The sequence below is a fragment of the Bacteroidales bacterium genome (genome assembly GCA_016707785.1).
Lineage (GTDB): Bacteria > Bacteroidota > Bacteroidia > Bacteroidales > UBA4417 > UBA4417.
The window spans coordinates 205,502-220,300 of sequence record JADJGZ010000001.1; the positions used below are offsets into that span (position 1 = coordinate 205,502).

The 14,799-nt window shown below is 40.4% G+C and carries 12 protein-coding genes; 10 read left to right on the plus strand and 2 right to left on the minus strand.

Going from position 1 to position 14,799, the window contains the following annotated elements:
• The first annotated feature begins 51 nt into the window (after positions 1-51).
• From IPH84_00830 to IPH84_00845, 4 genes are all read left to right on the plus strand, one after another.
• A complete protein-coding gene (locus IPH84_00830) occupies positions 52-1,464 on the plus strand; it encodes a hypothetical protein (GenBank protein MBK7171784.1) in 1,413 nt (470 codons plus the stop codon).
• A gap of 361 nt (positions 1,465-1,825) precedes the next feature.
• Positions 1,826-2,260 carry a Holliday junction resolvase RuvX gene (gene ruvX / locus IPH84_00835; GenBank protein MBK7171785.1) on the plus strand — a complete coding sequence of 145 codons (435 nt, stop codon included), beginning with the start codon at positions 1,826-1,828 and terminating at the stop codon, positions 2,258-2,260.
• Positions 2,261-2,323: 63 nt separating this feature from the next.
• Positions 2,324-2,887, plus strand: a complete 564-nt coding sequence (gene def, locus IPH84_00840) for a peptide deformylase (protein MBK7171786.1) — start codon at positions 2,324-2,326, stop codon at positions 2,885-2,887.
• A 240-nt stretch (positions 2,888-3,127) separates the two neighbouring features.
• Positions 3,128-3,604 (plus strand): tetratricopeptide repeat protein, encoded by a 477-nt coding sequence (locus IPH84_00845; protein MBK7171787.1) that lies wholly within the window; start codon positions 3,128-3,130, stop codon positions 3,602-3,604.
• 40 nt (positions 3,605-3,644) lie between these two features.
• Here the strand turns inward: IPH84_00845 and IPH84_00850 are convergent, their stop codons facing one another.
• Together IPH84_00850 and folP are read right to left on the minus strand one after the other, a co-directional pair.
• Entirely contained in the window at positions 3,645-4,448 is an 804-nt protein-coding gene (locus tag IPH84_00850) for a TIGR00159 family protein (GenBank protein ID MBK7171788.1), read from the minus strand.
• 139 nt (positions 4,449-4,587) lie between these two features.
• Positions 4,588-5,490, minus strand: a complete 903-nt coding sequence (gene folP, locus IPH84_00855; protein MBK7171789.1) for a dihydropteroate synthase — start codon at positions 5,488-5,490, stop codon at positions 4,588-4,590.
• Between the two features lie 41 nt (positions 5,491-5,531).
• Between folP and IPH84_00860 the strand changes: the two genes are divergently transcribed.
• The 6 genes from IPH84_00860 to IPH84_00885 all read left to right on the plus strand — a co-directional run bounded on the left by IPH84_00860 (position 5,532) and on the right by IPH84_00885 (position 14,727).
• On the plus strand, positions 5,532-6,077 hold the full coding sequence (locus tag IPH84_00860) for a DUF1599 domain-containing protein (protein ID MBK7171790.1): 546 nt from the start codon (positions 5,532-5,534) through the stop codon (positions 6,075-6,077).
• Positions 6,078-6,201: 124 nt separating this feature from the next.
• Positions 6,202-7,308 (plus strand): DoxX family protein, encoded by a 1,107-nt coding sequence (locus IPH84_00865; protein ID MBK7171791.1) that lies wholly within the window; start codon positions 6,202-6,204, stop codon positions 7,306-7,308.
• 21 nt (positions 7,309-7,329) lie between these two features.
• The gene (locus IPH84_00870; protein MBK7171792.1) at positions 7,330-8,412 is read left to right on the plus strand and encodes an ABC transporter permease; all 1,083 of its coding nucleotides are present in this window, start codon (positions 7,330-7,332) and stop codon (positions 8,410-8,412) included.
• 144 nt (positions 8,413-8,556) lie between these two features.
• Complete coding sequence (locus IPH84_00875) at positions 8,557-9,315, plus strand: triose-phosphate isomerase (GenBank protein ID MBK7171793.1); 759 nt, start codon at positions 8,557-8,559, stop codon at positions 9,313-9,315.
• A gap of 63 nt (positions 9,316-9,378) precedes the next feature.
• Entirely contained in the window at positions 9,379-10,215 is an 837-nt protein-coding gene (prmA, locus tag IPH84_00880) for a 50S ribosomal protein L11 methyltransferase (GenBank protein MBK7171794.1), read from the plus strand.
• 21 nt (positions 10,216-10,236) lie between these two features.
• Positions 10,237-14,727: a hypothetical protein gene (locus IPH84_00885; protein ID MBK7171795.1), complete on the plus strand. Its 4,491-nt coding sequence runs from the start codon at positions 10,237-10,239 to the stop codon at positions 14,725-14,727.
• Positions 14,728-14,799 lie beyond the last annotated feature (72 nt).

Here is a 14,799-nt window from a genome sequence, read left to right on the forward strand (position 1 = left end):
AGGGATTTACCGGTTAAAGAATTTGGAATTGAAGAAACGAAAGGGGTTTTCATGGTTTTGGACAAGGATAGTACTTTTGTTTTTGAACCAGTTCCCGGACAAATAGAGTACACAATTTCAGCCGACGCTGAGATACTTGAGCTGGTTAAGTCGGATTTGTCGCAATTAAGGTATTATCCTTACTTATGTAATGAGCAACTGGCTTCCAAAATATTAGGGCTCCTGGCTGAGAAAAAAATCTGCGAATTCCTGGGTGAGAAGTTTTCCGGTGATAAAGACATCAGAAAAATGATCACCAAACTTGAGAAAAACCAAAATGAAGATCATGTATGGGGTTGGTGGGACATCAGTCGTTCAGTTCCCTGGATATCAACTCATGTGATTGAAGCACTCATAAAAGCCAGAGAAGCTGGTTTTACTGTTAATATTAACAACCAGGAAATTATTAACAGCTTGGTTTATAGGCTTTCCAGAACTTATGGTTATGAAAAAATTCAAATGATCTATATGCTTGGGTGGCTGAAAGCCCAGGTTGACTATTCTTCTCTTATCCTGGAAGCAGAGAAAGAGAACATTATATTGCCCCTTCAATGGCTTCAATTGGCTGAATTAAGGCAGTTACATGGAATGAAGGTTCCTGTTGATAGTGTGATTGCCTCCCGTAAGACCACTTTACTGGGAAATATTTACTGGGGAAGTGAAGCAAATAGTGACTACTTTTCAAATGGTAGTATTTCATCAACACTTTGTGCCTATCGGATTCTTGAAAAGGATAGCCTTAGCCAGAAATATTTACCCTATATTAAGGCTTACCTGCTGGGGAAGAGAAATTATCGGGGATGGACGAATACCTATGAAAACGCAAATGTAATCAGCACTTTACTTCCCTCAATTTTAAATAAGAACGAGAAGTTTAGCAAACCCATTCTCAAATTCGAAGGGGCATTTAATTCAGAGGTTAGCAAATTCCCTTTCACAAAATCAATATCAGCAGAATCGCCGGTCATGGTCACTAAAACAGGAAGTTTCCCTGTTTATCTGACCAGGTATACTAGAAATTTCAATGCCCACCCTGAACCGGTTGATAGTACCTTCAGGATTCAGAGTGAACTTACCCAAATGGGGAGTGTTGTCAACAATCTTACAGCTGCAAAAAGTACCATCCTCAAAGTCAAAGTGATCGTCCCTGAAATTGCTGATTATGTGATGATTGAAATTCCAATCCCCGCAGGCTGTTCATACGATGAAAAACCCGGTTGGCATTCTGGAGAAGAGTACAGGGAATATTACCGTGACAAAGCTGTTATCTTCTGTAATCGGCTGTATCCTGGTACACATTCTTTTGAGATCAAACTTCTGCCCAGGTATAACGGTAGTTTTACCCTTCTTCCTGCACGGGCTGAATTAATGTATTTTCCTACCTTCTTTGGCAGAAATGAAATAAAAAGGATTCGGATTAAGTGAGCTAGAGTGCCTAGAGTGAACTAAAGTGAGCTAGAGTGAGCTAAAGTGAGCTAAAGTGAGCTAGAGTGAGCTAAAGTGAGCTAAAGTGAGCTCGTCGGACCAAACGGTGTTTGGCTTTGCATAGGCTAAAATGAACAAGAGTAAACTGGAGGGCGCACTAGAGTGAGTTAGTGTTAGCTGGTGTCCTCATCGAAAACAGATTAGGTGCAATGCAACTACTTTCATTTTCAAATTTTCAAATTTTCAAATTGTCGAGCCAAAGGCTTCCCTTCGGGAAATTGTCTAATTGTCAAATTGTCGAATTGTCAAATTGTCGAATTGTCGAATTGCCGAATTGTCAAATTATCAATACTTTTGCACCATGGGACGCATATTGGCAATTGATTACGGACAGAAAAGGGTAGGGCTCGCTGTTACAGATGAAGGTCAGATGATCGCTGGTCCGCTCGATACCATCCATTCCAGGGATATACTTCAATACCTGAAGGATTATGTGTCGCATGAAAAAGTAGATTGTATTGTGGTAGGGGAACCCCGGCAAATGGATTACAGCGATTCGGAATCGGCTAAGTATATTGATCCTTTTGTTAACCTCCTGAAAAAAACATTTCCTCTCATCCCGGTGGAAAGGGTTGATGAACGATTTACCTCAAAAATGGCATCACAAGCCATTCTATTTTCCGGGGCAAAGAAAAAGGACCGTCAGGATAAGTCTTTGGTAGATAAAGTGAGTGCTGTACTGATTCTGCAATCATATATGGAAATGAAATCTTTCAAAGCATCTCGTGAAGAATAAACCTTTAGTAACTATCCTTGTTAAATATCCTGACATCTTTAAAACGAAATACTAATTAACCCCATGATTTTACCCATTGTAGCATTCGGACATCCAAATCTTAGAAAGGTTTCCGTTGATATTACACCTGATTACCCCGGACTAACCCAACTGGTTGAAGATATGTGGGAAACCATGTATTACTCAGTAGGTGTTGGATTAGCTGCTCCCCAGGTAAATAAGCAAATTCGTTTGTTCGTTATCGATGCAAATCCTTATGAACAGGATTACCCTGAAGCCGCTGGTTTCAAAAAAGTGTTCCTGAATGCCCGTATCATTGAACAGCGTGGAGAGGAATGGCCTTACAACGAAGGCTGTTTGAGTATTCCGGATATTCATGAAGATGTCATCAGGCCGGCAGAAGTGAGGCTTTCATATATGGACGAAAACTTTGTAGCTCATGATGAATGGTTTTCAGGAATTATTGCCCGGGTGATTCAACATGAATATGATCATCTTGAGGGGATCCTTTTTGTCGATAAAATCCACGCCCTCAGGAAAATAATGCTGAAAAGGAAATTAACAGAGATAACACGGGGAGAAATAGATGCACGATATAAAATGATCTTTCCTTCGAAGCGAAAATGAATAATGAATAATCTGTAAATATTTCATTCTATCTTCTATTTTTGTAGTAATTACATTCTGCCAGATTTCTTAACTTAGTTTTAAAAAGAAGGATCACTATTACAGTAATTGTAATATCTTTCAACTATGTATGTTTCAACACGAAAAATTATTCTGTATTCTATTGCAACTGTCATATTGATAGCTTTTTACCTGATACTTGCTTTTTTTAAAAGAGAGGAAATCAAAAAGATATCAGAGATGGAAAGACTTATCAGCCATATGCCAATTGCTGATACCAGCAGAGCCATTGAACTTTTACGAGAATATGCTTTTTACTTCAATCGTTACCCGCTTGATACGCTCGCACCCGATTATCAGTATAGGTCAGCTAATATTATGCTAAACCTGGAGAAAACTGATGAAGCAATGTATTTGATAAAGGATATCCAACGCAGATACCCTTCTTCTCCTGAAGCCCCTTTATGTTTCTTTATGGAAGGATATGTCCAGGAAAATTACTTATTAAACCTGAATAGGGCTGATTCTTTATACCGGGAATTTCTTGTCAAGTATCCCGATCATCCAATGTATCGCGATGTTCTAAATGGACTTGACTTCCTCCAGGCTCTGATTCAGGAAAAAATAAAAGAATTTGAATATCGGTATGCAAATGATTCTGTGATTTATCTTGAACCAGATACCGTATTAAATTTTATCGAAGAAAAAAGGTATTAAACGGGAGTCGCTGATAACTGTCCTTATTAAAGAAGGTATTTCATTTCATCATAAAGTCTTCTGAAAGCATCGTGCTCAATCCTGCAGCTTTTACATCCAGGGTTAACTCCCCATCTTTGCAATAGGATATTTTGCCTGTTTGTTCTGATACTATGATAGAAATAGCATCAGTCTTCTCTGTGATTCCCAGCGCCGAACGATGTCTCAATCCCAGTTCTGAAGGCAAATCCATACTGGCAGTTACAGGAAGAATGCACCTGGCTGCTTTTAACCTGTTCTCAGAAATAATTACAGCCCCATCATGCAAGGGAGTATTCTTGAAAAAGATGCTTTCAATAAGCTGATCCGTAATCTGGCTGTCAATAAGGGTTCCTGTATCTGTATATTCTGTGAGGTCATTGCGCCTGGCTATTACAATAAGGGCACCTGTCCTTGAAAGTGACATCCTGTGACAAGCCTGCACTACAGGGTCGATATCCTCCAAATCCCTGGCTTTCAGATTGACCTTCCAGAATAAAAACATACGTCGGTTGCTCTTTACAAAGCCTGGTGAGCCAATCGCCAGCAGGAATTTCCTGATTTCTGGCTGAAAAACCACAATGAATGCAATAAAGCCTACAGAAATAAATGCTCCCAGCAGATCACTCAATAAATCCATTCCCAGTGATTTTACAATCCGCCATAGCAGGAAAATGGCAAGTATCCCTAAAAAGATATTTACCGCAGCCGTTCCTTTCAATAAATTATAAAGCGAATAAAGCAATAGGGCTACAAGCAGTATATCAATTACATCGAGTATTCTGACTTGCAGAAATAAAGGGATTAAAGTCAAAAGCTGTGTCATAATTTATATTACTGTGCGAAGAAATCAATCACTAAGATAGTCGGTTATGTCATTTAAACCAACAATGAACTCAGCCTGGAATTTCATTGGTAAAAGTAATGAAAAGTAAGGATGTGTTCTCTCGCTTTTTTATCCTCTGTCAGGGAGTATCCGCAGTAATTGAATTCAAATTTCCCTGGTTATGATAAAATCCCACAAGTTTCCGAACCTGCACAGCTTCCTTTACATCATGTACTCTTAGGATATCAGCCCCATTCAATAAGGCTAAAGTATGTAAGACGGCTGTTCCATGCAGGGCTTCTTCGGGGGAACTATTCAGCAGCTTATAAATCATCGATTTTCTGGAAACACCTACCAATAGTGGATGTGGTCCGATTCTTAGCTGTTCCAGATGGTTCAGTATAGCATAGTTTTGTTCCAGGGTCTTGCCAAACCCAAAACCGGGATCCAATATAAGCTGACTAATTCCTTCATTCATAGCAGTTTCAATTGAAGATGAAAAGTATTCCCTGATTTCTCCAATGAGATCTTTATAAACCGGGTTTTTCTGCATGGTTTGCGGTGTACCTTGCATATGCATCATAACATAAGGTAATCCGGTCCCGGCCACTGTTTTGAACATGCCGGCATCCATCCTTCCACCAGAAATATCATTGATCATCCCTGCACCATTTTCTGCTGCAATATGGGCAATTTCAGCACGATAGGTATCTACTGATAAAATAGCTCGGGGGAAAGCAGAAGTAATTGCTTTTAATGCGGGAACAAGACGGTCTGTTTCCTCTTTCAGACTGATTTCTTTTGCCCCTGGGCGCGTAGAAACAGCTCCAATATCAATGATTTCGGCTCCTTCCTCAAGCATCTGCCCAACTCTTTGAAGGTATTTTTCTTTCGTGTCATAGCGACCTCCATCATGAAATGAGTCTGGGGTAATATTCAAAATACCCATGATAACCGCTTCTTTCAACTGAATGATTTTATCACCACATTGTATGAAGGGGGTTTTGGAAAAAGCTGTACTTTTATCTCTCGAATATGCCATGCAAGCATGTATTTCTATTAAGTTGCAAAGTTACTGATTCTATGCCTAATACCACTTTTGAACAGTTCGATAAGATCATTTCCGGATGTAAGCAGGTCTTTATGACTAAAATGAAGGATTATGGAACTGCCTGGAGGATTCTTCGTACTTCTTCCCTCACTGATCAGATCTATATCAAGGCAAGTCGTATCCGAAGCATTCAGGAAAAAGGTGAGAGTAAAGTAAATGAAGGGATTCAGCCTGAATTTACAGGTATTATCAATTACTCTATCATGGCACTGATTCAGTTGAGACTGGGAGCTTCTGAGGATTCTCATATGGATCCTGACAAGGTCAGCAAAATGTTCGATGACCATTGCCTTGAAGCCCGGGGACTTATGGCTGATAAAAACCACGATTATAGTGAAGCATGGCGTCAAATGAGGATCAGCTCTCTTACAGATATTATCCTGATGAAACTTCTGCGCATAAAACAAATTGAGGATAATGACGGTAAAACCATCATCTCTGAAGGACTGGATGCAAATTATATGGATATCATCAATTACTCCGTGTTTGCATTAATTCTTCTCGAAGAAATGAAATAGAATGTCTTGAAATCCGGTCTTTCTGCTTTTGATATTTAATACATAGTTAGTTTGAGTAGATGGATGCTAATTCAAAACCTTTATCTGAAATGTCTTTAATCCTGTTAAATACCAATCCTCTGAAATGAAAATAATTGCTTACATCAGCAGATTCCTGGCTGGACTTACTTTCATGTTCTCGGGCTTTGTCAAAGGCGTCGATCCTCTTGGTACAGCTTATAAAATGGAAGATTATTTCATAGCATACCATTGGGAATTCTTCATCCCACTGGCTCTGATCCTTGCCATTGGACTGTGTACCCTCGAATTTATGATTGGAGTCATGGTGTTCTTCAACCTTAGAATGAAACTGGGTTCCTGGCTGCTGCTTTTGATGATGATTTTCTTCACATTCGTTACATTATACGACGCAATCTATACGCCTGTGCCCGATTGCGGTTGCTTCGGCGATGCCATCAAACTAACCAACTGGCAGACCTTCTATAAAAACCTGGTACTGCTGACGCTGGCATTTTTTGTCCTTTTCTATAGGAATAAATTTAAGTCTGTTTTAAAACCTTCAATGCAATGGACTGCCACAATTGTATTCGGTTTACTTTTTGCCGGTTTCTCTTCCTATTGCTACATGCATTTGCCTTTAGTTGATTTCACCGAGTGGAAAATAGGTCATAAATTATATGCCGATAATCCAAAACCGGCAGAGTATTATCTTACTTATAAGAATAAGACCAGCGGAGTTCAAAAAGAATTCCTGTCACCAAATTACCCCTACGACGACAGTGTCTGGATGGCTCAAAATGAGTTCATTTCACAGCGTGTTGTAGATCCGAATGAGTATTATGGTAAAAACCTTGTAATCATTGATACCGCGCAAAACAATGTGACTGAATCGATTATCAGAAATCAGGGATACCAGCTGATTATTAATGCCTATAGCCTCAGTTCCACAAACCTTAATGCATTTAATGAGATCAACACTTTTTGCCAGCAGGCCGCCGGGAAATCCATTCCTACAGCTGTGCTTGTAAGTGCTGAACCATCTGAGATAAACAAATTTGCTCTGGATAACCGCTTGAAACTTGACTTTTATACTGCTGATGATATTCTTCTTAAAACCATGGTCCGTTCAAATCCTGGGATCATGCTACTGAAAGGGGGAGTGATTATCAATAAATGGCATTGGAGAGACTTGCCTGATTTTGAAGCCTTCAGCAGGAAATATGCTTTATAACCTAACACTTAACTTACAACGATGATCAGGTATCTCGTCAAAAGGATTTGGTATGGGATACTTGTACTATTCGGAGTAGTTTCCTTAATATTTTTCCTTTTTAATGTGCTTCCCGGTGATCCTGCAAGGATGGTGCTCGGACAAAGGGCTGATATCGCTTCGGTAGAAGCTATCAACAAAGACCTCGGAAGAGATAAAACTGTAACTGTTCAGTACCTGCTGTTTCTGAATGATCTGTCTCCTGTATCTTTTCATAATTTGAAAGATCTGAAGAATACTTTTTACCTCGATTCCAACCGGTATGAATCTTATATTCCTTTATTGAAATGGTCTGGCGGTAAAACTTTGATCCTCAAACAACCCTACCTGCGAAAATCTTATCAAAGCAAAAGGCCTGTAGCCGATATACTGGCAGAAGCATTCCCCCCGACAATGATCCTGGCTTCGGTTGCAATGCTGGTTGCTACAATCCTGGGCCTTTTAATCGGGATACTGTCGGCTCTTTTCAAGGATGGTATTTTTGATCGTACCGCAATGGTAATCTCCGTATTCGGGATGTCATTGCCCTCATTTTTTGCTGCAATCCTGATTGCCTGGCTTTTTGCATATGTCCTTGCCGAATATACAGGCCTGAATATGTTTGGCAGTCTTTATACTGTTGATGATTTCGGAAATGGAGAATATCTTGATCTGAAAAATCTCATCCTCCCTGCTTTCACGCTTGCGATTCGACCATTGGCAATTATTACAGAACTTACCAGGTCATCAATGCTTGATGTATTATCCCAGGATTATATCCGTACTGCAAGGTCAAAGGGTTTGCCACGTTGGAAAATCCTTATAAAACATGCTTTAAAAAATGCTTTAAATCCTGTAGTAACAGCCGTTTCAGGATGGTTCGCCTCATTGATGGCCGGAGCTGTTTTCGTGGAATATGTATTCGATTGGAAAGGAGTAGGGGTAGTTATTGTTGATGCACTCGAAAAATATGATTTCCCTGTTGTTATGGGTGCTGTCCTTTTTATCTCGGTTATCCTGATCATTATTAATATTTTTGTAGATATCATCTATGGATTACTCGATCCAAGGATACGATATTCTTAACCAGGTAGAAATCTGTGAAAGCAGGAACTAATCCTAAAAAAGAGAAAATTTGAGGCAGGATGATTAGGCAAAGAACATAGTTTTAATTCCACTAAATATCTGTTAATCAATAACTAATTAGCAATACTTAAAAACTAATATATCATGAGAAAGAACATAGTAGCCGGAAACTGGAAAATGAATAAGACCTTCCAGGAGGCTGATGACCTGCTGTTCGAAATAGCAGATGAACTAAAAGAAAAAGGCAGGGGAGAAGTGGATGTGATCATTTGTCCACCTTCACCCTATCTTGAAATGGCTTGTGATATCGCATCCGACAATGATTTCCTGGTAGGTGCTCAGAATGTGAGTCAGTGGGAAACAGGTGCATACACAGGGGAGATATCTGCAGCTATGTTGCATTCCATGAATGTAACTCATTGCATTGTAGGGCATTCAGAGCGTCGTACCTACTTCGGGGAGAATGACAAGAATATCGCACAAAAATTGGACTTACTCCTGAAATTTGGGATTACCCCAATTTATTGTTGTGGTGAAGTTCTTGCAGAACGTCAGGAAGAACGACATTTTGATGTGGTAAGAGGCCAGGTCTCAGATGCCTTATTCCACCTTGGCAAAGAAGCCATACTGGCTGTTATTATTGCCTATGAACCAGTTTGGGCTATCGGAACAGGCGTTACAGCCAGCCCTGCTCAGGCCCAGGAAATGCATGCTTTCATTCGCAGTTTACTGACTGAAAAATTTGGTAAAGAGATTGCATCTGAAATCACTATCCTTTATGGAGGAAGCTGCAATGCTCAAAATGCTGCTGAACTCTTTGCAAATCCTGATGTGGATGGCGGCCTGATTGGTGGAGCCTCTCTCAAAGCGACTGATTTTGTGAAAATAGTCAATTCATTCTGATCTTTTATAACTAATACGGAATAAACCCGCCCTGCAATTACTGGTCGGGTTTTCCTTTCTTTTATGAACTATATCGAAGTCCGGTGTGTCCCTGCTCATGGGAATCATACAGCTGATCTGCTTATTGCACGATTGGCAGAGATAGGTTTCGAAAGCTTCGTGGAAGAGGCTGACGAAATACAGGCTTTCATTCCCTTTGATAGCTATACTCAAAAGATTAAAGAGGAACTCTCATCTGATGAAATGAAAGAACTGCTCAGTTCATTCATAATCATAGAAATTCCGGATCAAAACTGGAATGCCGTTTGGGAAAGTGCCTATGAACCTGTCACAATCAAAGGATTATGCACCGTTAGAGCTCCTTTTCATGAACCGATTCCGGGTATCATTTACGATATCGTGATCGAACCTAAAATGTCCTTCGGAACAGCTCACCATGAAACAACCAGCATGATGATTCAATACCTGCTGGAGCTAAATGTTGAAGGGAAAAGCCTTCTGGACATGGGTAGCGGAACTGCTGTGCTTGCCATTCTCGCAGGTATGAAAAACGCATCCCCGATCATTGCAATCGATAATGATGAATGGGCCTTTAATAATGCCCTCGAAAACGTCCTGCACAATAATCAGGGACAAATAGAAGTTTTATTCGGAGACAGCTCACTCTTACAAGGAAAGAAATTCGATGTAGTCCTTGCAAATATCAACAGGAATATCCTTCTGAGAGATATTCCTGACTATGTTTCCTGTCTCCCGGATAAAGGTTTATTGGTGATGAGTGGATTCTATGAAGAAGATTTACCCATGATCAGCCAGAAATGTGCTGATTCAGGACTTAAATTCGTTTCTTCTAAAATCGAAAACCGATGGACATCCGCTTGCTTCATCCTTGAAAAGTAAGTTTATCACCTTAATTCTGACATGAAAACAAAGGATCTGCTCTTGCTTCTGTTGTTCTCCGGGATGTTTTTTATCGCATCCTCCCAGGAGAAACATAAGGTATTTACTGTAGATACATTGTTTATTGATGACTTGACTATTCACTTCAGATCGGTTGGAGACCATGACAGGGATGAGGCAGGAAAAAGCCTGTCAGAATTAAATTACCTCTGGACTTCCAATCTCCTGGCTCCCGGACAGAAACAGCAAGTGATGGAAGTGTCGGCAGAACTCCTCGATCAGAAATTAACGGTAGCACCCTTTTATATCACTTACCTGAATGCCATTTCCTCCCTGGTAAGGAATAATTATGACCAGGAATCCATGGATGTTTTTCATCGCAGCGTTTTCTATTGTTTGAAAGGTAAAAACCCTGCCAGGAACTTCAGCCTTTATCTGAACCAGGTCAATCTTATGGTGAAGGATAAAGCATTTTTAAAGTCCAATACTGAGGGTTGGTATACGAGGGAAGCTGTTTTTACTTTTTCTTTCGATTCAGTGCCTTCTTTTGTGTTTTCTAAAACCTCCCTGGCGTGCGTGGTGAGAGGGGATAGCGCATGCATCTACAATACATCAGGTACCTTCTACCCCTTAACTCAAAGGTGGTATGGTTCCGGCGGCAAAGTTTATTGGGATCGTGTTGGTCTTTCCCGCGATGAAGTTTATGCCAGTTTATCCGATTATTCTATAAACACGAAGGTCACCTTTTATTCTGCAGATTCTGTCACCATGTACCATGGAGGCTTCATAAAGAAACCTTTGCTGGGCAAACTCGACGAAAAGGTAATCACTGATGTTGTGGCAGAAAAAGCTTTATATCCCCGTTTCTCGATGTACCCGGGGAGTAGCGTAATCATTAACTTATTCAAAGATGTTGAGTATGAAGGGGGATTCTCCCTGGAAGGTATGAGGGTCATCGGGTTCCCTTCTACCAATAACCTGGCAAAAATAATGATCTCAAGGCATAAAGAACCATTCATCGAATTGAGATCCAAGGAGTTCGTTATTCGCCCCGACAGGTTTGTTTCTGCCAGGGCTATCGCTATCGTATATTTCGGGAGTGATTCAATCTTCCATCCGGGAGTTCAGGTTCGTTATAACCTGGAAAACAATGAAATAGCCATGATTCGCGCTGATCAGGGCCTTTCTCAAAGTCCTTTCTTTAATTCATATCATAAAATTGATATGATCCCTGAAGCACTTTACTGGAAACTGGACAGCGATGAGTTAAGTTTTGAGGCTGTTAGAGGTATAAGGTCTAAAGGGGAAGCCTTGTTTGAATCCTCCGACTATTTCTCTGCTTACCGATATGATAAACTTCAGGGAATTGATGATGTAAATCCTGTAAACCAGGTTTCTATCTATGCGCGCCGCCATTCCACCGATCGTTTCTTTGTGGAAGACCTTGCCACATACATCAAAAAACCCATCGAACAGGTAAGGGTCCAAATGATCAAACTGGCCAACGCCGGTTTCCTGATCTTCGATATTGATAATGATTTCGTTACTTTAAAACCCCGACTTACCGAATTCCTTGCATCTCATAATGGAGTAAAGGATTTTGATATTATACAGTTCAACTCATTTGTTGAAAAAGGAAGCAATGCTATCCTTGACCTGAAAACCATGGACCTTACTATTCAAGGTGTTCAGCAGGTGATGCTCAGCGATTCACAATATGTATACGTAATTCCTCAGGATCAGAAAATTATCCTTAAACGTAACCGGGATTTCCTGTTTAAAGGCAGGGTTCATGCAGGATTCTTCGATTTCTATGCCCATGAATGCTCCTTCGATTATGACAAATTTCTCATCAATCTGCCACAGGTTGATTCCATGGTTCTTGCAGTCCCCTCATGGGAGGTTGACCAGGGAGGATATCGACGATTAGTTAGGGTTAAGAATGTGATTGCCGACATGAGTGGGGTTTTGGAAGTTGATGCCCCAAATAGTAAATCCGGAAGGAAATCATTACAGGAATACCCTCGATTTACAAGTAAGGATAATAGCTTTGTTTATTTTGACAGGAAAAATATAGTGAAAGGTGTTTATAAGCGTGATAAATTCTATTATAGCGTAGATCCTTTTTCAATGGATAGCCTGAACCGTTTGCCTGCAGAAAATGTTCAGTTCAAAGGCCGTCTTATTTCTGGGGATCTCTTGCCTGATATCGATCAGCCATTGAGTGTCCAAAGAGATTATTCCCTGGGATTTCAACGGGTAATTCCACCTCCCGGACTCTCTCTGTATGGAGGGAAAGGAACTTTTTCAGATACTTTGCGACTTAGTAATAATGGATTAAGAGGCTCAGGTACACTTTCCTATCTCTCTTCTGTAACTCACTCAAATGATTTTCTTATCTGTCCTGATTCAACTTCCGGGAATGTTAAAGATTATGACCTGGCAAGACGGGTCGGACAATTTGAAAATCCGGATGCAAAAGTGAAAGATGCCAGGGTGAAATTCATACCCGGAAAAGATGTGATGTATGTCAGCAATTCCACAGAGGACAAAATATCAATGTTTAATGATAAGGCATCTCTGGATGGCGACCTTGCTCTTTCTCCTAATGGATTGAGAGGTAAAGGTTTATTGGCTTTTGAAGATGCTGAAGTACGATCAAATACTTACACCTTTAATGCAAATGCATTTACCTCAGATACTGCTGATTTTACGCTGTATACCCCGGATCATAAAGAGGAGGCCCTGAAGGTACACGTCTTCCGCACTGAAATAGATTTTACCAATAGGGAAGGTCATTTCACAGCTTCCGGAAAGGGTGCATTGATGGAGTTCCCGGTCAATAAAATCAATTGTGTCGTGGATGAATTCGATTGGCTGATGGACCATCGGAAGCTTCAGTTAGTGAACCAGACTTCATTTACACGGGAGAAATATATGCAAATGACGCCTGAAGAACTGATCAATCTCGATCCGGCTGCTGAAAGGTATGTGTCGACTGACCCTAAACAGGATTCATTGCGATTTTTTGCTATGACTGCTATTTACGATCTGGTTACTAATGTTCTGCAAGTAGAAGATGCCCGAATTCTGAGGATTGCTGATGCAGCCATCTTCCCTAGAAACGGGAAACTGACTATAGCCAAGGAAGGTATTATCCAGGAGCTGAAACAAGCATCTGTTCTTGCCAACCGGACCAATAAATTTCATACCTTTTATAATGCTTCTGTAAAGGTAGAATCGAAAAATAGTTATACGGCTAATGGCCTTTATGATTATGTTCCTTCAGATGGAGATAAGCAAACACTGTTTATGCGCCATATTGCGGTTAATTCTAAAGGCAACAGTTATGCACTTTCAGAAATTACCGATTCGCTGGAATTCACCCTCAACAGGTATTTTGGGTTCCAGGGAAAAATGGAAGTCCATGCTGAGAAGAAACCTCTGTACTTCGAAGGCGGTTACCAGCTAAAACATGAATGTGAAAAAATCACTAAAGAATGGATTAAACTCAGGGCTGAACTGGACCCGAAACTCATTATGATACCGGTAGAAGGTGATATTGAAAATACAGGCGACGGAAAGTTAAGGGTATCAATATTCTATTCCCTTACAGAAAATACACTTAAACCGGGCTTCTTTGTGAAACCTGATAATGTAACTGACCAGGACCTCCTCAGTGCAAATGGATTACTAACCTATGATGTCGCAAAAGCAGAATACAGGGTTACTAATGAAGCCAAGCATAAAAACCTGACAATAGCCGGTAATTCACTTTCTCTGAATACCAATCGGTGTGTCATTTCAGGAGAAGGCAAAATGAACCTGGTTGGTGATATGGGACGACTGAATATGACTTCGGCAGGAAGAGTGAATTTCTCAACAATCTCTGATTCAGTAGGTCTAAACATCATGACTGCCCTGGATTTTTTCTTCTCTGATGATGCCTTAAAAATATTGGCCGATGATATCAATGCTTCTGATTTAAATGGGATAGATATTAGTAGTATTAATTATACCAAGCCTTTGAGGGAACTCGTCGGGCAGGAGGAAGCCGATAAACTGCTCACCGAATTGAGTTTGTATGGCCAGTACAGGAAATTCCCTGATGTCCTTAATTATAGCATGGTACTTTGCGACCTTAACCTGGGCTGGAATCCTGAAATCAGGTCTTATATTAACCAGGGGAGGATCGGGATCAGTAATTTCGGTAAAACATCCGTAAACCGTTATGTAAACGGCCATGTGGAAATCATTAAAAGAAGAACCGGAGATATGTTCAGTATCTATCTTGAACCTGCTCCTGATAAATGGTACTTTTTCTCCTATTCCGGGGGAACAATGCAGGTACTATCCACAAACAAGGAATTCAATGATAAGCTTACCGGTCTCAAAGAGGATCAGCGTGTTATCAAATCAGGCAATGGAGAACCCAGCTATCAGTTTATTATCTCGACATCTGATAAGAAGACTACTTTCCTGAGAAAAATGAAGCAATTAAAAGGGGAATAAATAATCGTCCGGAAACATTTCTGCAATCACCATTTGCTTAGCCTATTAATTTTATCTTTCATAAGTTAACCT

What these genes read in the sequence shown, in the direction of transcription:
- IPH84_00830 (MBK7171784.1), top strand. Translation starts at nt 52, where the DNA reads ATGGTTTTGGACAAGGATAGTACTTTTGTTTTTGAACCAGTTCCCGGA.
- ruvX (MBK7171785.1), top strand. Translation starts at nt 1,826, where the DNA reads ATGGGACGCATATTGGCAATTGATTACGGACAGAAAAGGGTAGGGCTC.
- def (MBK7171786.1), top strand. Translation starts at nt 2,324, where the DNA reads ATGATTTTACCCATTGTAGCATTCGGACATCCAAATCTTAGAAAGGTT.
- IPH84_00845 (MBK7171787.1), top strand. Translation starts at nt 3,128, where the DNA reads ATGGAAAGACTTATCAGCCATATGCCAATTGCTGATACCAGCAGAGCC.
- IPH84_00850 (MBK7171788.1), bottom strand. Translation starts at nt 4,448, where the DNA reads ATGACACAGCTTTTGACTTTAATCCCTTTATTTCTGCAAGTCAGAATA.
- folP (MBK7171789.1), bottom strand. Translation starts at nt 5,490, where the DNA reads ATGGCATATTCGAGAGATAAAAGTACAGCTTTTTCCAAAACCCCCTTC.
- IPH84_00860 (MBK7171790.1), top strand. Translation starts at nt 5,532, where the DNA reads ATGCCTAATACCACTTTTGAACAGTTCGATAAGATCATTTCCGGATGT.
- IPH84_00865 (MBK7171791.1), top strand. Translation starts at nt 6,202, where the DNA reads ATGAAAATAATTGCTTACATCAGCAGATTCCTGGCTGGACTTACTTTC.
- IPH84_00870 (MBK7171792.1), top strand. Translation starts at nt 7,330, where the DNA reads ATGATCAGGTATCTCGTCAAAAGGATTTGGTATGGGATACTTGTACTA.
- IPH84_00875 (MBK7171793.1), top strand. Translation starts at nt 8,557, where the DNA reads ATGAGAAAGAACATAGTAGCCGGAAACTGGAAAATGAATAAGACCTTC.
- prmA (MBK7171794.1), top strand. Translation starts at nt 9,379, where the DNA reads ATGAACTATATCGAAGTCCGGTGTGTCCCTGCTCATGGGAATCATACA.
- IPH84_00885 (MBK7171795.1), top strand. Translation starts at nt 10,237, where the DNA reads ATGAAAACAAAGGATCTGCTCTTGCTTCTGTTGTTCTCCGGGATGTTT.